The organism is Nonomuraea angiospora, assembly GCF_014873145.1.
Lineage (GTDB): Bacteria > Actinomycetota > Actinomycetes > Streptosporangiales > Streptosporangiaceae > Nonomuraea > Nonomuraea angiospora.
This window is the reverse complement of record NZ_JADBEK010000001.1, coordinates 4,238,525-4,260,783: the sequence shown is the minus strand read 5'-3', so window position 1 is coordinate 4,260,783 and position 22,259 is coordinate 4,238,525. Positions and strand designations below refer to the sequence as shown.

Genomic DNA, 22,259 nt, shown 5'->3' with positions numbered 1-22,259 from the left:
GTTCTATTAACGAACGCTGTTCGCTACGAACACTGTTTTAGTGGCGAACACCGTTCGTGTCAAGTACAGTGTTCGTATGATGGCTCGCATGGCAGGAACCGAGGACCTCCCGCTCCCCCCATGGCGTAAGTCGCGCAAGCCGGCCCAGCTCAGGCGGCAGCTCAGCCAGGACCTGATCGTCGAGGCCGGGCTGCGGATCCTCGACGCCGAAGGGCTCGACGCGCTGAGCATGAGACGCGTGGCCCAGGAGTTCGACACGGGGCCCGCCTCCCTCTATGCGCACGTCGCCAACAAGGACGAGTTGCTGGAGCTGATCTACGACCGGGTGCTCAGCGAGATCCGGCTGCCCGAGCGCGATCCGGGCCGCTGGAAGGACCAGTTGCGGGAGTACATGGTCGAGGTGCACCGGGTGCTGGCCAAGCACACCGACCTGGCCCGGGTGGCGCTGGCCAACATCCCCACGGGGGAGAACTCGATCCGCATGGGCGAGTTCGTCTTCGGGCTGCTGATCGAGGCCGGCATGTCGCCGAGGGAGGCGTCCCTGTCGATGGACCGGATCTCCCTCTATGTCGTCAGCGACGCGTACGAGGGCTCCGTCCACTTCGCCAGGATGCGCGCGGCCGGCCTGAGCGACCCGCAGGAGTACTTCGAGTCCTTCGTCGGGCAGATCGCCGGCTACTACCGTGCGCTGCCGGCGGCGCGGTTCCCGCACATCACCAAGTTCGTGGACGACCTGGTCGCCGACGACGGCGAGGAACGCTTCCGGTACGGTCTCGAGCTGCTCCTCGACGGCATCGAGGCCCGCATGCCCTAGGCCCAATGGCCGAGAGCCGTATAGGACCCCCGCCGGAGGCGCCGGTGTGGGGGTTGGCCATACCTTGCCCGGTATGACGACGACAGTTGAGAGAGGCGCGGCGGGCGTGGTGTCGCCGCAGTACCGGGCGATCAGCATCGGGCTGGTCGCGCTGGTCATGCTGGTGGCCTTCGAGGCGATGGCGGTGGCCACGGCGATGCCCGTGGTGGCCCGCGAGTTGGGCGGGATGCACCTGTACAACCTGGCCTTCAGCGCCACCCTGGCGGCGAGCGTGATCGCGACGGTCCTGGGCGGGCGGTGGAGCGACGTGCGCGGCCCGCTGCCGCCGATCGCGGCCGGCGTGGCGGGCTTCGTGGCCGGGCTGCTGCTGGCCGGGTTCGCGCCGAGCATGGAGGTGTTCGTCGCGGGCCGGTTCGTGCAAGGGCTCGGGGCGGGATTGATCCAGGTGTCGCTGTACGTGCTGGTCGCCCGGGTCTATCCGGGAAGCCTGCATCCCAAGGTGTTCGCCCTGTTCTCGGCGGCGTGGGTGGTGCCGTCCATGGTCGGCCCGGCCATCGCCGGGTTCGTGGCCCAGAACATCGACTGGCGGTGGATCTTCATCGGCGTCTCCCTGATCGTCATCCCGTCGGCGCTGCTGCTCTGGCGCGGCACCGCGGGGCGCGAGGTGAGCGACGGCATCGCCGCGCCCGCCCCCGGCCTCGGCCGCAAGCTCGTCTGGGCCACGCTGACCGCCGTGGCCGCGGCCCTGATCCAGTACGGCAGCGCGCTCGGGCTCGGGGGCCTGCCCCTGCTCCTCGCGGGCATCGTGCTGCTGGCCGTGGCCCTGCCCAGGCTGCTGCTGCCCGGCTCGCTCAGGGCCGCCCCCGGCCTGCCGACCGCGCCCGTGCTGCGCGGCCTGGCCTTCGGCTCGCTGACGGCCGCCCAGGTGCTCATCCCGCTCATGCTGATCAACGAGCGCGGCCTGACCCCCACCGGCGCGGGCCTCGTGCTCACCGTCGGGGCCCTCGGCTGGTCCACCGGCTCCTGGATCAAGGGCCGCGGCACGATCAGCCACCTGGCCGCCATCCGCGGCGGCGCCGCCATGCTGACCGTCGGCATCGCGCTGGTGACGCTCGTGCTCATCGACTCCATGCCGCTGGCGCTCGCGTTCGTGGCCATGGCGATCGCCGGGCTCGGCATCGGCGCGCTGCACCCGACGGTGTCCGTACTGGTGCTGGAGATGTCCAAGGAGGGCGAGGAGGGGCAGAACACCGCGGCCGTCGGCGTGGGCGAGTCGGTCTTCACCGTGGTGGCCGTCGCGATCAGCGGCGCCCTGTTCACCGCCACCGCCGAGAACTACGCGATCGGCCTGTCCTTCACCGCCGTGCTCGCGGCCGTGGCCTTTCTGCTGGCCCCCCGTTTTGCCCAGTCCCGCGCAGCAGGCACTATGGAGGGAGCCGCGTCATAAAAGGGGGATACATGCCGCGAGTGCGGGAGCTTGAGGTCTTCCGGCTTGTCCTGCCGTTCGGCAGGAAGTCGGAGACCCTGCTCGTGAAGCTCACCGACCACGGCGGCATGACCGGCTGGGGCGAGTCGATCTCCCCCCAGCCGAAGACGTGGTCCAGGCTGGAGGAGACGCTGGGCGCCCTGCTGATCGGCGTCGACTGGGAGCACCCCGACACGGTGCCGAGCGGCGACCCGGCGGTCGACATGGCCTGCTGGGACCTGTGGACCCGGATGCGCGGGGTGCCGCTCGCCGAGGCGATCGGCGGCACCCGCACCTCGCTGATGGCCACCGTCCGGCTGGCCCCCGACCCGTCCGTGGAGAGCCTCGTGGCCCGGGTCAACCAGCAGGTCTGCGCCGGGTACGGCCACGTCACGCTGGACATCAGGCCCGGCTGGGACGTCGAGCCCGTGCGGGCGGTGCGCCTGGCGTACCCCGCGCTGACCCTGGCCGTCGACTGCGGCAACGCCTACACCGACCTCGGCCAGCTCGTCGCCCTCGACTCCTACGGGCTGGAGGTCATCGAGCGGCCCTTCGCCGTCGGCGACGTCCACACGCACGCCTCGCTCCAGGACCAGGTCTCGGCCTCGGTCGCGGTCGAGGTCGCCTCCACCGCCCAATTGGACGACTACCTGACCTTGCGGGCCGCCAAGGTGCTGCTGCTGCGGCCGAACGCGTTCCCCTCGCTGACGGAGGCGCGCCGGGCGCACGACCGGGCCGCGGCCGCGGGGCTGGACATCCAGTGCGCGGGCGGCCAGGGCGCGGGGCTGGCCAGGGCGGCGACGGTGGCGGTCGCGAGCCTGCCGGGCTGCACGCTGCCGTGCGACGTGACGCAGCCGCCGCGCCAGAACCAGATCGTCACGCCGATCGTGGGCGCCAACGCCGGCGTCATCGCGGTCCCGCTCACGCAGTCGGGGCTGGGGCACGACATCGACGAGGCGCGGGTGCGAAGGCTGGCGAAGGACGCCTTCCACGCGTAAGGCCCCAAGACGGAGCCCGGCCCGGTGGCGGGCGGCCTTCACCGGCCCGCGAGATCAGATGGGCAGGCCGACGCTGCCCAGGGGGTCGCCCAGGGTGCCGTTCAGGACGGCGTTCACCGTCGAGAGGTAGCCGTCCGTCAGGACGAGGGAGTTGGCGATGCGCTGGGTGATGGGGTGGAAGTCGCTGCCCGGGATGGAGCCCAGGACGACGGCCGAGCCGAGGGTGGCGAGCAGGGCGGCGGTGGCGAGCAGGTGAGCGCGTCGGCGCATGCGGACCTCCTGAGTGATGGTTCGAACACCGCTCAGGAGATCACGGTGGCGCGCGGGAGGGCCGCGCCGCCACAGGGGCAAGAGCGGATCTTTACGGTTCGGCCCGCCGCGGGAGGCCGATGGGCTCGACCCGCTTGAGGATCACCGCGTACGTGAAGGCGCCCAGCAGGGCCACGCACGAGATCACCGTCAAAGGCACGGTGAACGACGACGTCCTGTCCACCAGGAAGCCGACCATGATGGGGCTGATGATGCCGGCGAAGTTCGAGGCGAAGTTCTGGATGCCGCCGATCGAGGCCACGTACCGGTCGGCCGGGGCGACGTCGGCGGGCAGCGACCAGATGTTGGAGGCGGCGAACGTCGAGCCGGCGTAGGCGATCGAGAGCAGGGCCAGCGCCATCCACGCCTCCGGCACCCAGACCGCGACGCCGATCACCGTCGAGACCAGGAACCCGCCCGCGATGAACGTCTTCCTGACCCGCGTGAGGGAATCGCCCCTGGCGATGCGTCGGTCGGACAGCCAGCCGCCCAGCCACTCGCCGCCGATGGCCACCAGGCCGGGCAGCGCGCCGAACAGGCCGAGCTTCAGCAGGCTGAAGTCGCGCTCCTCCACCAGATAGGTCGGGAAGAAGGTGAGGAAGAAGTAGACGACCATGTTGAGGCAGAAGAAGCCCAGCATCATCGCCCAGATCGTGCGGTAGCGGAACAGGTCGCGCCAGCGCAGACCGGCCGCGTCCCCGTCGTCGTCGCCCTCGAAGCGGGCCCCGCCCTCGCGCAGGTACGCCAGCTCCTCCTCCGTGATCTTCGGGTGGTCCTGCGGATCCCGGTACGTCCTCCACCATCCGACGGCCCACGCCAGCCCGATCAGCCCGATGATCGCGAACGTCCACCGCCACCCCAGCCACGCGATCAGCCCCGTGACCACCGGCAGCGCGATGACGCCTCCCACGCGCGAGCCGGAGTCCCAGATCCCGGTGGCCAGCGCCCGCTCGTGCCGGGGGAACCACCGGCCCACGACCTTGGCGCTGGTCGTGGCGGCCGGGCTCTCGCCGATGCCGAGCAGCAGCCGTACGCCGAACAGCGCCGCGAAGCTGTTGGCCAGCGCCGTCAGCGAGGTGAACAGCGACCACCACACGGAGGCGAACGTGAACGTCCTGCGCGGCCCGTACCGGTCCACGAACCAGCCGGCGGCGAGCTGGAAGAAGTCGTACGACCAGAAGAAGGCCGCCAGGATCATGCCCTCCTCGGTCTTGGAGAGCTTGAACGTCTCTCCCATGAAGGGCAGGGCCACCCCCAGGCTCGCGCGGTCCAGGTAGTTGATGACGAGCCCGGCGAAGACGTAGCTGATCATGTACCAGCGCAACCGGCCGCGGACAGTGGTTCGGAGGGTTGTGGCCATCACGATCCTCAGTAGTAATATTTCCTATTGGATATTTCCGCTATGTTGCATACATCCAGAGATGCCCGTCAAGACCCACCGGAGCGTGAAGGTTGGCCAGTGAGCTCGAAAAGCGGCTGATGGGCCGCGTCCCGGCCGCCCGGCGGAGCGTTCTCACCGAGGACGTCCACGAGCGCGTCAAGGGCCTGATCATGAACGGCGACCTGGAGCCCGGCGCCCGCGTCAACATCTACGCCGTCGCCAGGCTGCTCGAGGTCTCCCAGACGCCGGTGCGCGAGGTGCTGTCCGCACTGGAGTCCGAGGGCCTGCTGACCAAGGAGGCGCTGCGCGGCTACTCCGTGGCGCCACTGCTCACGCCCGGCCAGATCGCCGACCTCTACCAGCTCAGGCTGCTCCTGGAGCCGTGGGCGGCCGGGCGCGCGGCCGAGCTGGTGACGGCCGAGGCGGGGGAGCGCGTGCGGGCCGAGCTGGCCAGCGTCCCGAAGGCGCCCCAGGGCACCAGGTACGAGGACTACCACGGCCTGGCCGACCACGACGCCCGCTTCCACGACCTGATCGCCGAGCTCTCGGGCAGCGGCGCGTTGCGGGAGTCGCTCCGGCGTACCCACTCCCACCTGCACCTGTTCCGCATCGAGTACGCGGGCCGCCGCGACGGCGACCCCACGCTGGCCGAGCACGCCCGCATCGCCGAGGCCGTCGTGGCGGGCAGGCCGGAGGCCGCCTCCGAGGCCATGCGGGCCCACCTCGCCGCCGCTCGCGACCGTTTCCTCCAGATGGGACCCTGAGATGACGAAGATCGTGCGCGCCGACGCGTACCTGGTCGACCTGCCCGTGGAGACCGTCAGGACGGATGCCGTGCAGGCGTTCGTCAAGCAGGAGACGATCTTCGTCGAGCTGCTCACCGATGACGGGCTGGCCGGGACCGGCTACTCGTACACGATCGGCACGGGCGGCCGCGCCGTGCTGTCCATGCTCCGCGACCACCTGCTGCCCCTGCTGGAGGGCCGCGACGCCCGCGACGTGGAGGCGCTGTGGCGCGAGCTGTACGCCTCCACGCGCGCCACCGCGGTCGGCGCGATCACCTCGCTGGCCCTGGCGGCCGTCGACACGGCGCTGTGGGACCTGCGCTGCCTGCGCGCGGGCGAGCCGCTGTGGCGGCTGGCGGGCGGGTTCAGGCAGGCCGTGCCGGTGTACGACACCGAGGGCGGCTGGCTGCACCTGCCGCTCGACGACCTGGTACGCGGGGCGCTGGCGGCCCAGGAGGCCGGGCTCGGCGGCGTCAAACTCAAGATCGGCAAGCCCCGGATCGAGGAGGACGTGGAGCGCGTCGCCGCCGTCCGGGCCGCCGTGGGCCCCGGGCTGGACATCATGGTGGACGCCAACCAGTCCATGACGTACGCCGAGGCCAGGCGGCGGGCGCACGCGCTGGAGCCGTACCAGGTGTACTTCTTCGAGGAGCCGCTGCCGGCCGACGACGTGCAGGGGCACCGGGAGCTGGCCCGCTCCACCACGATCCCGGTGGCGGTGGGCGAGTCGATGTACTCGGTGGGGCAGTTCCGCGACTACCTGGCGCGCGGGGCGGCCGCGGTGGTGCAGGCGGACGTGGCCAGGGTGGGTGGGATCACGCCGTGGCTGAAGGTGGCGCACCTGGCGGAGGCGTTCAACGTGCCGGTGTGCCCGCACTTCCTGATGGAGCTGCACGTCAGCCTGGTGGCCGCGGTGCCGGCGGGGGCGTACGTGGAGCACATCCCGCAGCTGCGCGCCATCACGCGGTCTGAGCTGCCGATCGAGGACGGCCACGCGATCGCGCCCGACGTGCCCGGCCTGGGCATCGACTGGGACCGGGACGCGATGGACGGCCTCAGGGTCCTCTGAGCCAAGCCCTTCAGCCGCCGTTCGCGCGTAGGCTTTCCGCCGCGCGGACGGCGGCGCGGCGGATGCCCGCGTACCCCGTGCAGCGGCACAGGTTGGAGGCCAGCACCGCGTCGAGCCGCCGCTCGTCGCGGTCCAGCTCCGGCTCCTCGGCCAGCGCGCCGGCGAGCAGCATGAGGAAGCCGGGGGTGCAGAAGCCGCACTGCAGCGCGTGCTCGGCCGCGAACGCCTCCTGCAGCGGGTGCGGCTCGTCGCCGTCGGCCAGCCCTTCGACGGTGCGGACGTCGGCGCCCTCCGCCTGTACGGCCAGGGTCAGGCAGGAGCGGATGGCCGTCCCGTCCACCAGCACGGTGCACGAGCCGCACACCCCGTGCTCGCACCCCAAGGTGGTCCCGGTCAGGCCCAGCCGGTCGCGCAGCGCGTCGGCCAGGCTCGTCCGCGGCTCCACGTCGATCTGGTGGGTCCGGCCGTTGACCGTGAACCGGACCTTCACGGGGTCCCCGCGTGGTGGACGGCTCGGGCCAGGCAGCGCCGTACGAGCGTGGACAGCGCGTGCCTGAGGTAGGCGGCCGGCGCGTGCGGCCCTTCCGGCGGGTCCGCCTCGGCGGCGGCCAGCGCGCCGGCCTGCGCGAACAGCTCCGGCTCCGGCCGCTCGCCCGTCATCAGCCGCTCGGCCTCGACCGCGCGGAGGGGGACGTCCGCCGCGTTCGCGAGCCCGACGCGGACCCACTCGACGCGGCCCGCGGCCAGCCGCAGCATCACCAGGGCGGCGGACAGGGCGAAGCCGCTGTGGGTGCGGCGGTGCTCGGCGAAGGCCGCGACGGCCCCGGCCGGCGGGCGCGGCAGCCGGACGCCGGTGACCAGCTCCTCCGGCAGGCAGGCGGTCCGGAACGCGCCGCGGAACCACGCGCCGGCGGGCACCGTACGCGCTCCCGCGGGGCCGGTCACCTCGATCCCGGCGTCCAGGGCCATGGCCAGCGCGCACCACTCCGACGCCGGATGCGCCCAGGCCAGGCTGCCCGCGAAGGTGCCGCGGGCGCGGATGGGCGGGTGGCCGACGTACGGCGCCACCTGGCGGAACAGCTCGGCCAGCGGGTCGTCGAACCGGGCGCGCTCCAGCTGCGCGTGCCGGACCAGCGCGCCGACGTGGACGGAGCCGTCCTCGACCGTGACCTGCGAGAGCCCGGGGAGGCGGTTGACGTCCACCACCAGGGCCGGGCGCGCGGTCCGGTAGCGCAGCTCGATGAGCAGGCTCTGGCCGCCCGCCAGCACGCGGCTCTGCGGCCCGTGCTCGGCCAGCACGGCCACGGCCTCCGGTACGGAGGCAGGCGCGACGTAGTCGAATTGTGCCGGTTTCATGTCCCCCATCCCGGGAATCCGATATCGACGTTGGTACCGAAAGCGGGGGTGTCCAAACATTGCGGTACATCGGGATGCCGCTCGCGCGGCGGGAGGATCGCGACCTGCTCACCGGACGGGCGCGCCGGGTCGCCGATCTGGACCTCCCGGGCACGCTGGAGCTCGCGTTCACCCGCAGCCCGGTGCCGCACGCGCGGATCCGCGGCGTCGACGTCGCCGCCGCGCTCAAGGAGGAGGGGGTGGCGGGCGCGTGGTCGGCCGCCGACCTGCCGTACCTCGCCACCCGCGCGATGCCCGGCGAGAAGGGCCTGCCGCCGTGGCCGCTGCTCGCCACGGGCCGCGTCCGCTACCCGGGGGAGGCGCTCGCGGTGGTCGCGGCCGGCACGCGCGCCCGCGCCGAGGACGGCGCCGAGGCCGTCCGCCTGAACCTCGAACCGCTGCCCTTCACCCGCACCGGCGCCCCTTTGGCGGAGGGAACGCCCCGGCTGTTCGACGACCGCGACAACCTGGCCGCCGAACGCACCTTCGGCCGCCCCGCCGACGACGTGTTCGCCACCGCCCCGGTCGTCGTCGAGGGCGCCTACCGCGAGCAGCTCCTGCTCCCCACGTCCCTGGAGCCACGGGCGATCCTGGTCGCCCCGGGAGGCGGGCACCGCCTCACCGTGTGGGTCTCCCACCAGGCCCAGCACCGGCTGCGCGACGCGCTCGCCGCGGCGCTCGGCCTCGACCGGGAACGGATCCGGGTGATCGTCCCGGCCACCGGCGGGGCGTTCGGCGCCAAGAGCCAGACCTACCCGGAGTATCTGGTCGCCGCCCTGCTCGCCGTCCACCTCGGCCGCCCGGTCCGCTGGTGCGAGGACCGCGCCGAGGCCATGCTGGCGGGCCCGCGCGGCCGCGGCCAGCACCAGCGCGTACGGCTGGCGGCCGACGAGGACGGCACCTTCCTCGCGTACGAGTTGCTCGTCGACGCCGGCATCGGCGCCTACCCGCACCTCGGCGCCTTCGTCCCCATGATGACCGGGGCGATGAGCACCGGCGCCTATCGCACGCCCCGGGTGCACACGCGCGTCAGGTGCGTGCTCACCAACACCGCCCCGACGACCTCCTACCGCGGCGCCGGCCGCCCCGAGGCCGCCTACGCCCTCGAACGCACCGTGGACCGCCTCGCCCGCCGGCTCGGTCTGGACCCGGCCGAGCTGCGCCGCCGCAACTTCGTCCGCCCCGGCCAGTACCCCTACCTGACGCCGACCGGCCGCACGTACGACTCGGGCGACTACGCCGCCGCCCTCGACCGGGCCCTGGCCGCCGTCGGCTACGACGAGCTCCGCGCCGAGCAGGCCCGCCGCCGCGAGGACGGCGGACGGCCGCTCGGGGTGGGGATCGCCACATATGTCGAACGCTCGGGAGGCCCGCCGGACAGCGACGAGTTCGGGAGCGTGGAGGCGTGCGCGGACGGGACGTTCATCGCCCGCGTCGGATCGACGTCCACCGGTCAGGGCCACTTCACCGCGTTCGCCCAGGTGGTGGCCTCGGTGCTGGACGTGGAGGTGGACCGGGTCCGCGTCGTCGAGGGCGACACCGGCGAGGTCCCCTACGGCTTCGCCACCTTCGGCAGCCGCTCCATGCAGGTGGGCGGCGCGGCGCTGTGGCGCGCCGCCGAAGCCCTCGTGGCCGCCGCCCGCCGCCGCTGCGCCGAACTGCTGGGGGTGGGGGAGGAGGACGTCTCGTACACCGCGGGCCGCCTGATGGCAGGCGGCGCCCCCCACCCCGCCCTCCAGGACGACACCGAAACGCTCAACGTCGAGACCGGCCCCCTCCCCGGGCTGCCCATCGGCGAGCTGGTCGCCCGCACCGGCCCCCTGCGCGCCGACGAGATCGTCGCCCCGCCCCAGGCCTTCCCGTACGGCGCCCACGTCGCCGTGGTGGAGGTGGACCCGGACCTGGGCACCGTCCACGTGCGCCAGCTGGTGGCCGTGGACGACTACGGGGTGGTCGTCAACCCCATGATCGTCACCGGCCAGGGTTACGGCTCCATCGCCCAGGGCCTCGGCCAGGCCCTCTACGAGCAGGCGGTCATCGGCGAGGATGGCCTGCCCTGCGCCTCGACCCTCTTCGACTACCTCCTGCCCACCGCCGCCGACATGCCCCCCGTCACCCTCCTGCAGACCGTCACCCCCAACCCCAACACCCCGCTGGGCGCCAAGGGCGCGGGGGAGGCCGGCTGCATCGGCATCCCCCCGGCCGTCGTCAACGCCGTCTGCGACGCCCTCGACCTCGACCACATCGACATGCCCCTGACCCCCGCCGCGGTGTGGGCGGCCACGAAGGGTTCGGGGCCACGCGGCTAGAGGGCGGCGAGTGCCGATTCGATGCCCGGCACGCGCTCGTGCAGCCAGTCCCCGCCGCACTCGTACTCCCACACGAGTGCCAGCAGCATGTAGAGCAGCCGGTGGTTCGCCAGGTGCTGTGGCGTGTCGGCCGGAATTCCCGCCGGGAAGTACGCGTCGAGCATCGCGCGCTGCGAGCCGGGCTCGCGGAAGTCCATCCTGGCCAGGTCCAGCCATGGACCGGCCGCGCCGCAGTGCGCCCAGTCGATGACCGCCTCGATCCGGGACCCGGCCGACAGCAGATGCCGCGGGTGGAAATCACCGTGCACGTACACGCAGGGCTGATCCCAGCGAGTCCCGTCCAGGAGGAGATCCCGGCATCGGGCATGGAGCGCCGGGGTCAGGATCGCGGCGCCGGCGACAGGGCCGAGCCGATCCGCCAGCCCCGCGGCCTGCTCAGCCCACGTCCCCGCACCGGCGCACGGGGGCGGGCCGGGCGCCTCCTTGAAGAAGCCTGCCCCCCCGCACGGGAAGGGAGTGCACGGCACGCAGCAGCCGCCCCACCTCGGACGCCGCCTCGCGCGTCACGACCCCCGCCGCACCGGGGCTCATCCACGTCTGGAGGATCGCATCCGAACCGCTGCCGGCGCACTTCGATTTCCGGCCTCCGCCGAACCGCGCCGCGGCCGGCCCGGGTGGCCGATCAGGCCCTCTGACAGCCGTACGATCGAACACGACGGCCAACCCCCTGTCATCCCGGAGGACCACGTACACGTGAGGCAACGAAAAGGTAGACCCTGGCGGATCGCGGGCGCCGCCGTCGCGGTGCTCCTCACCGCCGCCGTGGTGGTGACGGCGATCGCCTTCCCGTCCGTCGCGGCCACCACCTGCCCCGGCTGTTACGGCCTGGAACGGCTGCAGCCCGGCGCGTACGTCGAGCTCGGCCTGCCGCCGGCCCGGCGCCGGCAGGTGAGCGAGGTCGTCGAGCAGGCCAACCAGCGGGTGCGCGACTTCTTCGGCGGGCGGAAGAGCTCTCCGGACCTTCTCGTGTGCCTGTCCGACGACTGCTACCGCAGGATCGGCGGCGGCGGCGAACGCGGCATCGCCGTGCTCAACCGCGCGGTGATGCTGTCCCCGCGCGGCGTCGATCCCGTGATCGCCTCGCACGAGATGACCCACGTGGAGCTGCACGCCCGGCTCAACGGCGCCGAGGTCCCGCAGTGGTTCGACGAGGGTCTCGCCGTCCTGGTCAGCGACGACCCCCGCTACCTCGCGCCGACCGGCGACCGGTGCCTGGTCGACCCCCGTCAGCCCCTCCCTGTCACGCTGGACGAGTGGCTGCGGGCGGCATCGGCCGATCCCCGGACGTACGCCCAGGCCGCCTGCCAGGTGAGCCGCTGGGTGGGCGCGAACGGCGGGAAGGAGGCCGTACGAACCCTCGTCGAACGGCTGTCAGCAGGACAGGCCTTCCCCGACGTCTTCCGCATGCCGGCCGCGGCGGGCTGAGGACCGAGCCCGCCGGGGCATCCGAGACGCGTCAGGCCAGGGCGGCCTCCAGCAGGAGGGTGCCGGCGCCCAGCAGGGCCGCGTCCCGGCCGCCCCGGGCAGGGGCTATCTCCAGGTCGCGCGTCGCCAGCGGCAGGCAGCGTTCCCACACCGCCGCCCTGATCGAGGTGATCAGCGGCTCCGCCGCCGACAGGCTGCCGCCCACCGCCACCACGTCCGGGTTGAAGAAGTTCACCAGCACCGTCAGGACCTCGCCGATGCGCCGGCCCGCGGTGCGGGCCAGGCTCGTGGCCTCCGGGATGGCGTCGTTGACCAGGGTGACGATGTCCGCCGTGCGGGTCACCTCGATGCCGGACTCGCGCAGGGCCGCCATGAGGGCGGCACCGCTCGCGTACGCCTCCAGGCAGTCCGGATGCCCGCAGGCGCACACGACCGAGGAGTCCGAGCGCACCCGCACGTGGCTGATGTCGCCGGCCGCGCCCCTGCCCCGGTGCAGGCGGCCGTTGACGATGACGCCGCAGCCTATGCCCGTGCCGGCCTTGACGATCATGAGGTTCTGGCTGCCGGGCCACCAGCGCGCCTCGCCCGCGGCCATCAGGTTGGCGTCGTTCTCGACGAGGATCGGCAGGTCGTAGCGGGCGGCCAGGTGGTCGGCCACCGGGAACTCGTTCCAGCCGGGCATGCGCGAGGGCGTCACCACGCGCAGGCTCGACGGGTCCACCGGGCCCGGGATGCCGGTGCCCACCCCCCGCAGGGGGACCGACGGGGGCACGTGGGCGGCCAGCAGCTCGTCGAACGCGTCCGCGATGCGGTCCAGGGTGACCTGCGGGCCGTCGTTGATCTCGCAGCCGCGCTCCTCGATGACGAGAGGCGTGCCGCTGAGGTCCAGGAGGCCGAGGCGTACGTGGTGGGCGCCCAGGTCGGCGACGGCCAGCACGCCGGCGCCGGGGGAGAGCCGCAGCCGGCGGGGGCGGCGGCCGCCGCGCGAGGTGCCCGAGCCCTCCTCGGCCAGCAGGCCCGCGTCTATGAGCTCCTCCACGCGCAGCGACACGCTGGAGGCCGCCAGGCCGGATAAGCGGGCGAGGTCGGCGCGTGACTCGGCCTTGCCGGTGGCGACGAGTCTCAGCAGGTCGCCCTGTGCCCCCTGCACGGGCAGCCGCTGCTTCATGTGAGATACCTACCATGTCCGGACTTAGGCCGACAACGTATTGACTTGCTACGAAATCACCCACTACGGTCCGGCCTATCTTCGAAATCGAAGGAAGTGACCGTTCATGAAGAGGTTTGTCGCCGTCGTCGCCGTCTCGCTCTTAGCGCTGGCGGCCTGTGGTGAGTCGAGTAGTCCCGCCGTGCCCGGAGCGCCGTCCGAGAAGGGCGCCGACGTCCTGGCCAAGGCGCCCGTCGCGGCGGCGGCCGACATCCTGCCCGGCTCCACCATGGAGAAGATCAAACAGCGCGGCGAGCTCCTCGTGGGCGGCTCGCTGGACGCGCCCCTGCTCTCCCAGCAGAACCCCGCCACCGGCGAGGTCGAGGGGTTCGACGCGGACATGGGCAAGGCGCTGGCCAAGTACATCCTGGGCGAGCCCAAGGTGAAGATCGTCAACTCGGCGTCGGAGACCCGGGAGGCGCTGCTGGCCAACGGGACCGTGGACGTCGTCTTCCAGACGTACACGATCACCGAGGAGCGGGCGAAGCAGGTGGCGTTCGCGGGCCCGTACTACACCTCGGGGCTGACGATCGCGGTGAAGAAGGGCACGACGGGCATCGCCAAGCCGGAGGACCTGAACGGCAAGAAGGTCCTGGCGGGCGCGAACACCCCGGCCATCCCCGCGATCAAGAAGCTGGCGCCGCAGGCGGAGATCATCACCTTCGGCAGCGACCCGGAGTGCGTCCAGGCGCTCAAGCAGGACCGGGGCGTGGCCTACGTGCAGGATGAGACGCTCCTCATCGCGGACGCCAAGAAGGACCCGTCGATCGAGATCGTCACCAAGCCGTTCACCGTGGACCCGTACGGGATCGGGCTCAAGCACGGTGACGACCAGTTCAAGAAGTTCGTCAACGACTGGCTGAAGAAGACCCAGGACACCGGGGTCTGGCAGGAGATCTGGAAGAAGTCCATCGGCACCGTGGTGACCGGCGACGCTCCCCAGCCGCCGCAGATCGGCTCCGTGCCGGGGTCCTGATGTCCGTTCTCCTCGATCACCTGCCCGAGCTGTGGCAGGGGCTGATCGTGACGTTCCAGCTCACCGCCGCGTCCTTCGCGGGCGCGGCGGTGCTGGGGGCGCTGGTGTGCGCCCTGCGCGTCAGCCCCGTGCGGGTGCTGCGCGCCATCGGCACCGCGTACGTGGAGTCCTTCCAGAACCTGCCGCTGCTCGTCCTGCTCGTCCTGGCCTTCTTCGGCCTGCCGGAGATCGGCGTCCAGGCCGAGCCGCTGGTCACCGCCATCGTGGTCATCGCCGTGTACGAGGCCGCGTACGTCGGCGAGGCCCTGCGCTCCGGCGTGAACTCGGTGAGCAGGGGGCAGGGCGAGGCGGCGCGGGCGATCGGGCTGACGTTCAGCCAGTCGCTCAGGCACGTGGTCCTGCCGCAGGCGCTGCGCACGGTCGTCCAGCCGCTCGGCAACATCTTCATCGCCACCACGATGAACACCGCCCTGGCCGCCGCCGTCGGCGTCGTGGACCTGACGGCCGCCGCCAACCGGGTGAACCTCGTCGAGGCCCAGCCCATCCCGATCTTCGTCGGCGCGGGCCTGGCGTACGCCCTGATCGCCGCGGCGGTGGGATTCACCACCGGCCGGCTCGAACGCAAGCTGGTGATCCTGCGGTGAGCGTCCTCTTCGACGAACCCGGCCCCAAGGCGCGCCGGCGCATCCGCGTGGCGACCGTGCTGGGCGTCCTGGCCGCCGTCGCGCTCGCCGTCCTGGCCGTGCGGCAGTTCGCGGCCAACGGGCAGCTCGACGCCGCCCGCTGGCAGCCGTACGCGACCTGGCCGATGTGGCGCTACCTCCTGACGGGGCTGTGGTCCACGGTCCTGGCGGCCGTCGTGTCGGCGGCGCTGTCCATGGCGTTCGGCCTGCTCCTGGCCCTGGGGCGGCTCTCGCACCGCAGGTGGATCCGCCTCCCGGCCGCCGCCTACGTCGAGGTCGTCAGGGTCGTGCCGGCGCTGCTGCTGGTGTACGTGGTGCTGTTCGCGCTGCCGCGCTACGGCCTGGACCTGCCGCTGTTCTGGAAGCTGGCCGTGCCCTTGACGGTCTCGAACGCGGCCGCCTTCGCCGAGATCTTCCGCGCCGGCATCAACTCCGTCGAACGCGGCCAGACCGAGGCGGGCCTGGCCGTCGGCCTCACGCCGTTCCAGACCATGCGCCTCGTCGTGCTGCCCCAGGCGGCCCGCCGCGTGCTGCCGTCGATCGTCAGCCAGTCGGTCGGCCTGCTCAAGGACACCTCGCTGGGCTTCGTCGTCAGCTACGGCGAGCTGCTCTACAGCGGCAAGGTGCTGGCGGCCTACAACGGCCTGCTCATCCAGACGTACCTGGTCGTCGCGTTGATCTATCTCGCGGTCAACGTGTCCCTGTCCAAGCTGGCCCGCACGCTGGAGGCGCGACAGGCCGGCACCCTCATCCGATTCAGCAGGAGAACCGCTCGTGCCTGATCTAGTTGTGCTCGCCGAGGTGATCCGCTCCGGATTCGTGGAGAGCGTCCATTACGGCAGCGCCGTCGGCCTCGACCCGTCGGGGCGTCCCGAGGTGACCCTCGGGCAGGTGGACGCGCCGGTGCTGCCGCGCTCGTCCGCCAAGCCGTTCCAGGCGCTGGCCTGCCTGATCGCCGGCGCGGCACTGGCGGGGCCGCGGCTGGCCATCGCGGCGGGCAGCCACACGGGCGAGGACTTCCACGTGGAGCTGGTCCGCGAGATCCTCGACGACTACGGCCTGGACTTCGGCGCGCTGGCCTGCCCGCCGTCGTGGCCGGAGGACGCCCCCACCATGTACGGGCTCATCAGGCAGGGCGCCGGCCAGTCCCGCGAGCGCATGAACTGCTCCGGCAAGCACGCCGCCATGCTCGCCGCCGCCGTGGCCAACGACTGGGACGTGCCCGGCTACCTGTCGGCCGGCCACCCCCTGCAGCTTCAGGTCCGTTCGGTCACCGAGGAGCTGGCGGGGGAGAAGACCGCGCACGTGGCGGTGGACGGCTGCGGCGCGCCGCTGTTCGGCCTGTCGCTGACCGGGCTGGCGCGGGCCGTGCAGGGCCTGGTGCTGGCCGCGCCGGGCAGCGCGCCCCGCCAGGTCGCCGACGCCATGCGCGCGCACCCCGAGTACGTGGGCGGGACCGGGCACCAGAACACCGAGCTGATGCGGGCGCTGCCCGGCGCCGTGGCCAAGGGCGGCGCGGAGGGCGTGCTGGTGGTGGCCCTGGAGTCGGGTCACTCGGTGGCGGTCAAGGTCATCGACGGCAGCCCGCGCGCCACCACGGCCGTCGCCCTGGCGGTCCTGCGGCGCATGGGCTGCGACGTCACGACGGCGGCGGCGTTCGAGCAGGTGGACGTGCTGGGCGGCGGGATCCCCGTCGGCCGGATCGTCGCCCGCGCGTAGGCCGCGAGCGGTCGGTCCGCGGGCAGGCCGGTCCGCGGGCAGGTCCACCCGGGGGTAGGCCGGTCCGCGGGCAGGTCTACCCGGGGGTAAACCGGTCCGCGGGTAGGCCGCGAGCCGGTCAGAGCGAGCCGTCGCAGCCGTCCGTGATGCCCTTCGCGGGGCTCTGACCGGCCTTCTTGGCGGCCGCCGTCCTCTTGGGGGACGGACTGGCGGAGGCGGTGGCGGCGACGGGCGGCTTGGTCTCGCCCGAGTCCCGCATCTCCTTCGCCGCGATGGTACGGATCTTCTCCCAGTCGGGATAGCCGGTGCTGATCAGCGGCGGCACGAACTGCACGCTCGTCACCTTGGCGTTCTTGACCTTCAGCGCCAGCGGCACCAGGTTCTTGAGCATCCCCCGCGGGATGTCGGTCCTGATCAGCTCCTTGGTGGCCAGCGCGATCCGGTTGAAGCGGGCCAGCACGGTCGCCGGGTCCGCCTGGGTGAGCAGCGCGCCGAGCACGCAGCGCTGACGGCGCATGCGGGTGTAGTCGTCGCTGAACGTGCGCGAGCGGGCGTACCACATGGCGTCGGCGCCCTTGAGCTTGCGCGTGCCGGCCTTGACCAGGCCCTCGTTGTACTTGCCGAACACCACGTCCTTCTCGACGGTGATCGTGATACCGCCGATGGCGTCGATGAGCCGGGCGAAGCCCCACATGTTGACCAGGGCGTACCAGTCGACCTTGACCCCGAGGGTGTAGCCGATCGTGTCCATCAGCACCCTCGGGCCCTGGTGCTGCCTGCCGCCGAAGATCTCCGGGTGCGCGTCGGCGTACTCCCAGACGCTGTTGAGCAGGTCGCTGCGCCCGCCGCCGGGGTCGGGCGGAAGGCGGAAGCCGTTGGGGAAGTGCTGGGCCATCGGCGTGCCGGGGCGGAAGCGCACGTTCTCCAGGTTGCGCGGCAGGCTGAACAGCACGGTGTTGCCGGTCTTCACATCGACGCTGGCCAGGTTCATGCTGTCGGTGCGGACGCCGATCCGGTTGTCGTCGGCGTCGCCGCCCAGCAGCAGGATGTTGACCCGCTGCCGCCCCGCCCACGGGTCCTCCGGCCGCTCCGCGGCGGCGGCGTCGGACGGCGGGGCGTCGGACGGGGTCTCCTGGAAGATGTCGTTGACCGTGCTCTGCAAGGTCCACACGTACTGCGTGACCACGCCGAACGGGAGGACCACCGCGACGGCGAGGAGCCCCGCCAGCGTCCCGGTGACGATCTGCCCGCCTTGTGGCAGCCGCCCCGGCCGCAGCACGATGAACGAGTGCACGATCACGGCGAACCAGGCCACGCCCAGCACGGCGGCGCTCACGATGATCGTCGTCATTCGCTCGATGAGCGTGCCCACCAGGTTGTCGGTCGTCAGCGCGAACGCGACCAAGGCCAGGAGGCCCACGATGTAACAGGAGATCAGGGCGAGTCCGGTCCTGCGCCAACCCACGCGCAGATGGGCCGACCCGGGCGCCAGCGCCGCCAGCGCCAGCCATCCGAGGACCGCCCCGGCGCTCGAGGGTTCCTTTGCCTGCCGCACGCCTTCCCCGTTTCCCCGAATTGCAACGCTAGGCCTCTTACAGAGGCGGCAGCCTACGCACCTAATACGAAATATGTCTTTATCGGAGGATGAACATCAGTAGCCGAACAGACTTCACCGAGATCGAGTACGAAGTCGCCGACCAGATCGCCACCGTCACATTGAACCGCCCGGAGCGGCTGAACGCCTTGACCTTTGCCAAGACCTCTGGTGGCATGGCGGGGCCTTGATCAGCTAAAATTCGAACGTGCGTACGGCGTACAAAGTGCGGGCTTACCCCACCCCCGAACAGGCCGCGGTGCTGAACCGCACCTTCGGGTGTGTACGCCTGGTGTGGAACAGGGTGCTCGCGTGGCGGCACCAGCGCTACCACCGGGAAGGCGTGAAGACCTCCTACGCACAGACAGACCGGTATCTGACCGAGCTCAAACGCGGCGGTGAGCACGACTTTCTGTATGAGGTCTCGTCGGTGCCCCTGCAGCAGGCCCTGCGCCATCAGTACACCGCGTTTGCGAACTTCTTCGCCGGGCGCGCCAAATACCCCCGCTTCAAGTCTCGGCACGGCCGTCAGTCGGCGACCTACACCCGCTCGGCGTTCCGTTGGAAGGACGGACGGCTGCACCTGGGGAAGATGGAGGGCCCGCTGGAGTTCGTCTGGTCCTGGCCCGGCATCGACCCCGCCTCGGTCGAGGCGACGACCGTGACCATATCTCGTGCTCCAGACGGCCGCTGGTACATCTCCCTGTCCGTTGAGGCCGACGACAAAGGCATGCGGCTTCCCTCGACCGGTGAAGCTGTCGGCGTGGATCTGGGAGTGCGCGACTTCGCCGTGACCTCCGCCGGCGAGCGGATCGCCAACCCGCGTCACCTCGAACGTAAGGCTCGTAACCTGGCCCGTTACCAGCGGCGCATGGCGCGCAAGCAGCTCGGGTCGGCCAACCGGGCCAAGGCCAAGCTGAAGGTCGCTCGCGCGCACACCAAGGTCCGCGACGCCCGTGCCGACTTCCTGCACAAGACCTCCACGCGGCTGGTCCGCGACAACGACGTGATAGTGATCGAAGACCTCGCCGTGACGAACATGGTCCGCAACCGCTCCTTGGCGCGGGTGATCTCAGACTGCGGGTGGGGCGAGTTCCGTCGTCAGCTCGAATACAAGACCGCCGCGTACGGCCGTCGACTGATCGTGATCGACCGCTGGTACCCATCGTCCAAGACCTGCAGCTGCTGTGGGCATCTGCTTGTCGAGCTGAAGCTTGGCGTGAGGCACTGGAGGTGCCCCGCTTGCCGCACCTGGCACGACCGGGATGTCAACGCGGCGAAGAACATCCTGGCCGCTGGTCGAGCGGTGACGGCCTGTGGAGCCGATGTAAGACATTCCGGGTCTCCTCGGGTGCGGTCGGCAGTGAAGCAGGAAACCCGGCCCGCGAGGGCCGGAACTCCCGCCCTTGCCTTTTAGGCGGGAGACGAAGTCAACTTTGCGATGCGCGGTCTGCCGGCCGGTGTCCCGTCATGGCCGGACAATCCTTATGGTGTCTAGCATGTACGAGATCACCGTGCTGCAGCTGCCGGACGACTTCGAGGGCGAGGTCGTCGCGACGCTGGTCTCCAGGAAGGCGGGATCCCGCAGGGCGGTGCTCTACCTGCACGGGTTCACCGACTACTTCTTCCAGGACCACCTCGCCGACCACTACGTCCAGCGCGGCATCGACTTCTACGCTCTCGACCTGCGCAAATACGGGCGTTCGCTGCTGCCGCACCAGACCAGGGGCCTGATCAGGAGCGTCACCGACTACTTCCCCGAGATCGACGAGGCCGTCCGCATCGTCAGGCAGGACCACGACGAGCTGACGATCAACGCCCACTCGACCGGCGGCCTGGTCGCCTCCCTGTGGGCCGACCGGGTCCGCGGGCGGGGGCTGGTGCAGGGGATGGTGCTCAACAGCCCGTTCTTCGACCTGAACGTGCCCGCCCCGCTGCGCGTGGCCGCCGACCTGTTCAAGACGCCGCTCTCGTACATGAGGTGGGCGCTCCCGCTCGGCGTCAGCACCGTCTACGGGCAGACGCTGCACCGCAGCGAGGGCGGCGAGTGGGACTACGACCTGGAGCTCAAGCCGCTGGGCGGCTTCTCCGTGCACGCCATGTGGCTGGCCGCCATCCGCCGGGCGCAGCGGCGGCTGCAGGCGGGGCTCGCGGTGGACGTGCCGGTCCTCGTGCTGGCCTCCAGCAACGGGCTGCGGGTACGCGACCTCGTCCCGGAGGCCCGCTCGGCGGACGTCGTGCTCGATCCCCGGCACATCGCCCGCTGGTCCACCTCGCTCGGCCCGCACGTCACGTGCGTGCGCATCCCGGACGGCCTGCACGACCTGGTGCTGTCGGCGGAGCCGGCGCGCAAGCAGGTCTTCGCCGAGCTGGACCGCTGGATGGACGCCTATCTGGGGCCGTGTCCGGCGGAGCAGGACGGGTAGCCGGTCCGCGCCATGTCTACCAGGTGCGTCTACCAGGTGCGTCTACCAGGGCGTCTACCAGGGGAAGGAGAACAACCCGTAGTAGGCCGCCGCCACCAGCAGCAGCCCCGTGCCGCCCAGCACGCCGGCGACCGCCACGTGCTGCCAGCGGCCGGGCCGCATGCCCTCGCGCAGGGCCGACACGAACGCCGCCACGGCCGTCACCTCCTGGAGGAGCATGAGCGCCGCGAGCAGCCGCACGATCAGCCAGCCGGCCAGCACGGCCGGCCAGGCGCCCGCCTGGTTGACCGAGAACAGCACCAGCAAGGTGATGAACGCGAGCACCGAGGCCAGCAGGCCCAGGCCCGTCCAGACCATCCGGCTGAGCCGGCGCCTGATCGGGGGCCACAGCCTGGCGTTCGTCTCGGCGGGGACGTGGGGACGGCCGCGCAGGCGTACGACCATGGCCGCGACGGGGCCCGCCACGTAGCCGACGGCGGCCAGGCAGATCGTCAGCCCGAGCATCGTGCCGCCCGCGTACCAGGGGGCGGCCGGCACGTCGCTGGCCTCGAACCGCTGCACCGGCGTGGCGCCCGCCATGTGCAGGGCGGGCCGCGCGGTGCCGGGCAGGCCGGTGATCCAGTTGGCCATGGTCTCGAGGTAGCCCTGGGTGAAGGGGCCGCCGCTCACCCGCATGGCGTGGTCGCCCTTGGCCATGAAGCGGATCGTGTAGTCGTCGTTGCCCGCCTTGTTCATGCCCTTGATGAGCGCCTGGGTGGACTCGACGAACGGGATCGAGGGGTCGGTGGTGCCGTAGAAGGCCAGGACCGGCTGTCTGATGCCGCTTAACGCCGGCAGCGCGTCATAGCGGAGGAAGTTGAAGCCGACCCCGCCCATGGCCCTGGTCAGCAGGTCGCGGGCGCCGATCGGGGCCCGCAGCCGCAGCAGCTGCTCGTTCAGCGCCCAGGCGACCTGGCGCAGCGGGGAGACGTTGGGGGACGACACCAGGATCACGAACCCCACCGCCGTGCTCTTCGCCGCGGCGATCGGCACCACCCAGCCGCCCTCGCTGACCCCCCACAGGCCGATGCGCGCCGGATCGACCTCGGGGCGCGTGCGCAGGAGCTCCACCATGCGCAGGGCGTCGTCGGCGAGCAGCGAGAAGTCCCGCTGGCGGAAGTCGTAGCCGACCGTGCGCTTGTCGAACGCGATCGTCACCACGCCCGCCTTCGCCAGGAACTCCGCCTGCGGCGTGAACTCCGTCCGCGACCCGTTGCCCGACCCCGACACGAACACCATCGCCGGGTGCCGCCCAGGCGTCATCGGCACCCGGAGCGTGCCGTCCAGGCGCTGGCCCTCCGCCGAGACGGAGATCTCCTCCCGGCGGACGGGGGCGACCGCCACCACCGGCCGCAGCTCGCTCGCGGGCTGCGTCGGGATCGTCTGGAAGGCTGGATCCACCTTGAGCGGCGGCGGATCGAACGCGGGCGGCAGCACGTATCCGACCGTCGCGAGAGCCACCAGCACCAGACCGGCGGCGACGCTCAAGGTGCCACGGCCAGTGCGCATCGGCCTCCCCATGTGCGTTGGTTTGCCCGCCGATCTTCTAGCGTACTCCCGGCCGGCGGGACAGATGAGGCCGCATTTGTCGGCGAGAGCTGTTAG

At 71.8% G+C, this 22,259-nt stretch carries 22 protein-coding genes; 14 read left to right on the top strand and 8 right to left on the bottom strand.

Features of this window, described 5'->3' with window-relative positions; all coding sequences use genetic code 11:
• Positions 1–88: 88 nt before the first annotated feature.
• The 3 genes from H4W80_RS19205 to H4W80_RS19195 all read left to right on the top strand — a co-directional run bounded on the left by H4W80_RS19205 (position 89) and on the right by H4W80_RS19195 (position 3,277).
• Positions 89–814 carry a TetR/AcrR family transcriptional regulator gene (locus H4W80_RS19205; RefSeq protein ID WP_225963536.1) on the top strand — a complete coding sequence of 242 codons (726 nt, stop codon included), beginning with the start codon at positions 89–91 and terminating at the stop codon, positions 812–814.
• Between the two features lie 73 nt (positions 815–887).
• Positions 888–2,261, top strand: a complete 1,374-nt coding sequence (locus H4W80_RS19200; RefSeq protein WP_225963535.1) for an MFS transporter — start codon at positions 888–890, stop codon at positions 2,259–2,261.
• An 11-nt stretch (positions 2,262–2,272) separates the two neighbouring features.
• Positions 2,273–3,277: an enolase C-terminal domain-like protein gene (locus H4W80_RS19195; protein WP_192786354.1), complete on the top strand. Its 1,005-nt coding sequence runs from the start codon at positions 2,273–2,275 to the stop codon at positions 3,275–3,277.
• A 54-nt stretch (positions 3,278–3,331) separates the two neighbouring features.
• Here the strand turns inward: H4W80_RS19195 and H4W80_RS19190 are convergent, their stop codons facing one another.
• Both H4W80_RS19190 and H4W80_RS19185 read right to left on the bottom strand, forming a co-directional pair.
• On the bottom strand, positions 3,332–3,547 hold the full coding sequence (locus H4W80_RS19190) for a hypothetical protein (protein WP_192786353.1): 216 nt from the start codon (positions 3,545–3,547) through the stop codon (positions 3,332–3,334).
• A gap of 91 nt (positions 3,548–3,638) precedes the next feature.
• Positions 3,639–4,946, bottom strand: coding sequence for an MFS transporter (locus tag H4W80_RS19185; protein ID WP_192786352.1), 1,308 nt, complete (start codon positions 4,944–4,946; stop codon positions 3,639–3,641).
• A 119-nt stretch (positions 4,947–5,065) separates the two neighbouring features.
• Between H4W80_RS19185 and H4W80_RS19180 the strand changes: the two genes are divergently transcribed.
• Both H4W80_RS19180 and H4W80_RS19175 read left to right on the top strand, forming a co-directional pair.
• Positions 5,066–5,731 carry a GntR family transcriptional regulator gene (locus H4W80_RS19180; RefSeq protein ID WP_192786351.1) on the top strand — a complete coding sequence of 222 codons (666 nt, stop codon included), beginning with the start codon at positions 5,066–5,068 and terminating at the stop codon, positions 5,729–5,731.
• A gap of 1 nt (position 5,732) precedes the next feature.
• Positions 5,733–6,821 (top strand): mandelate racemase/muconate lactonizing enzyme family protein, encoded by a 1,089-nt coding sequence (locus tag H4W80_RS19175; protein WP_192786350.1) that lies wholly within the window; start codon positions 5,733–5,735, stop codon positions 6,819–6,821.
• A 10-nt stretch (positions 6,822–6,831) separates the two neighbouring features.
• On the opposite strand, the gene H4W80_RS19170 is transcribed toward H4W80_RS19175, so the two are convergent.
• Together H4W80_RS19170 and H4W80_RS19165 are read right to left on the bottom strand one after the other, a co-directional pair.
• Positions 6,832–7,311, bottom strand: a complete 480-nt coding sequence (locus H4W80_RS19170; protein WP_192786349.1) for a (2Fe-2S)-binding protein — start codon at positions 7,309–7,311, stop codon at positions 6,832–6,834.
• Complete coding sequence (locus H4W80_RS19165) at positions 7,308–8,177, bottom strand: FAD binding domain-containing protein (RefSeq protein WP_192786348.1); 870 nt, start codon at positions 8,175–8,177, stop codon at positions 7,308–7,310. The genes H4W80_RS19170 and H4W80_RS19165 overlap by 4 nt, the downstream gene beginning before the upstream one ends.
• Before the next feature lie 59 nt (positions 8,178–8,236).
• On the opposite strand from H4W80_RS19165, the gene H4W80_RS19160 reads away from it, so the two are divergent.
• Positions 8,237–10,525, top strand: a complete 2,289-nt coding sequence (locus H4W80_RS19160) for a xanthine dehydrogenase family protein molybdopterin-binding subunit (protein WP_225963534.1) — start codon at positions 8,237–8,239, stop codon at positions 10,523–10,525.
• On the opposite strand, the gene H4W80_RS19155 is transcribed toward H4W80_RS19160, so the two are convergent.
• On the bottom strand, positions 10,522–11,052 hold the full coding sequence (locus H4W80_RS19155; RefSeq protein ID WP_192786347.1) for a phosphotransferase family protein: 531 nt from the start codon (positions 11,050–11,052) through the stop codon (positions 10,522–10,524). The genes H4W80_RS19160 and H4W80_RS19155 overlap by 4 nt on opposite strands.
• A gap of 226 nt (positions 11,053–11,278) precedes the next feature.
• Between H4W80_RS19155 and H4W80_RS19150 the strand changes: the two genes are divergently transcribed.
• The gene (locus H4W80_RS19150; RefSeq protein ID WP_192786346.1) at positions 11,279–12,010 is read left to right on the top strand and encodes a hypothetical protein; all 732 of its coding nucleotides are present in this window, start codon (positions 11,279–11,281) and stop codon (positions 12,008–12,010) included.
• 31 nt (positions 12,011–12,041) lie between these two features.
• Here the strand turns inward: H4W80_RS19150 and H4W80_RS19145 are convergent, their stop codons facing one another.
• The gene (locus H4W80_RS19145; protein WP_225963533.1) at positions 12,042–13,178 is read right to left on the bottom strand and encodes an ROK family transcriptional regulator; all 1,137 of its coding nucleotides are present in this window, start codon (positions 13,176–13,178) and stop codon (positions 12,042–12,044) included.
• A 106-nt stretch (positions 13,179–13,284) separates the two neighbouring features.
• Between H4W80_RS19145 and H4W80_RS19140 the strand changes: the two genes are divergently transcribed.
• The 4 genes from H4W80_RS19140 to H4W80_RS19125 are packed head-to-tail and all read left to right on the top strand — an operon-like array spanning position 13,285 to position 16,595.
• Entirely contained in the window at positions 13,285–14,193 is a 909-nt protein-coding gene (locus tag H4W80_RS19140) for a glutamate ABC transporter substrate-binding protein (RefSeq protein WP_192786345.1), read from the top strand.
• Entirely contained in the window at positions 14,193–14,837 is a 645-nt protein-coding gene (locus H4W80_RS19135) for an amino acid ABC transporter permease (RefSeq protein WP_192786344.1), read from the top strand. The genes H4W80_RS19140 and H4W80_RS19135 overlap by 1 nt, the downstream gene beginning before the upstream one ends.
• Entirely contained in the window at positions 14,834–15,658 is an 825-nt protein-coding gene (locus H4W80_RS19130) for an amino acid ABC transporter permease (RefSeq protein ID WP_192786343.1), read from the top strand. Before H4W80_RS19135 ends, H4W80_RS19130 begins: the two co-directional genes overlap by 4 nt.
• Positions 15,651–16,595 carry an asparaginase gene (locus tag H4W80_RS19125; RefSeq protein WP_192786342.1) on the top strand — a complete coding sequence of 315 codons (945 nt, stop codon included), beginning with the start codon at positions 15,651–15,653 and terminating at the stop codon, positions 16,593–16,595. The genes H4W80_RS19130 and H4W80_RS19125 overlap by 8 nt, the downstream gene beginning before the upstream one ends.
• Positions 16,596–16,713: 118 nt before the next feature.
• Here H4W80_RS19125 and H4W80_RS19120 read toward each other — a convergent pair whose 3' ends face one another.
• Positions 16,714–18,150: an LCP family protein gene (locus H4W80_RS19120; protein WP_192786341.1), complete on the bottom strand. Its 1,437-nt coding sequence runs from the start codon at positions 18,148–18,150 to the stop codon at positions 16,714–16,716.
• An 89-nt stretch (positions 18,151–18,239) separates the two neighbouring features.
• On the opposite strand from H4W80_RS19120, the gene H4W80_RS19115 reads away from it, so the two are divergent.
• The 3 genes from H4W80_RS19115 to H4W80_RS19105 all read left to right on the top strand — a co-directional run bounded on the left by H4W80_RS19115 (position 18,240) and on the right by H4W80_RS19105 (position 20,615).
• A complete protein-coding gene (locus tag H4W80_RS19115; protein ID WP_192794444.1) occupies positions 18,240–18,380 on the top strand; it encodes a hypothetical protein in 141 nt (46 codons plus the stop codon).
• A 17-nt stretch (positions 18,381–18,397) separates the two neighbouring features.
• A complete protein-coding gene (locus H4W80_RS19110; protein ID WP_192786340.1) occupies positions 18,398–19,606 on the top strand; it encodes an RNA-guided endonuclease InsQ/TnpB family protein in 1,209 nt (402 codons plus the stop codon).
• A gap of 82 nt (positions 19,607–19,688) precedes the next feature.
• On the top strand, positions 19,689–20,615 hold the full coding sequence (locus tag H4W80_RS19105; RefSeq protein WP_225963532.1) for an alpha/beta hydrolase: 927 nt from the start codon (positions 19,689–19,691) through the stop codon (positions 20,613–20,615).
• A 54-nt stretch (positions 20,616–20,669) separates the two neighbouring features.
• Here the strand turns inward: H4W80_RS19105 and H4W80_RS19100 are convergent, their stop codons facing one another.
• On the bottom strand, positions 20,670–22,163 hold the full coding sequence (locus H4W80_RS19100) for an alpha/beta hydrolase family protein (protein ID WP_192786338.1): 1,494 nt from the start codon (positions 22,161–22,163) through the stop codon (positions 20,670–20,672).
• Positions 22,164–22,259: the final 96 nt, after the last annotated feature.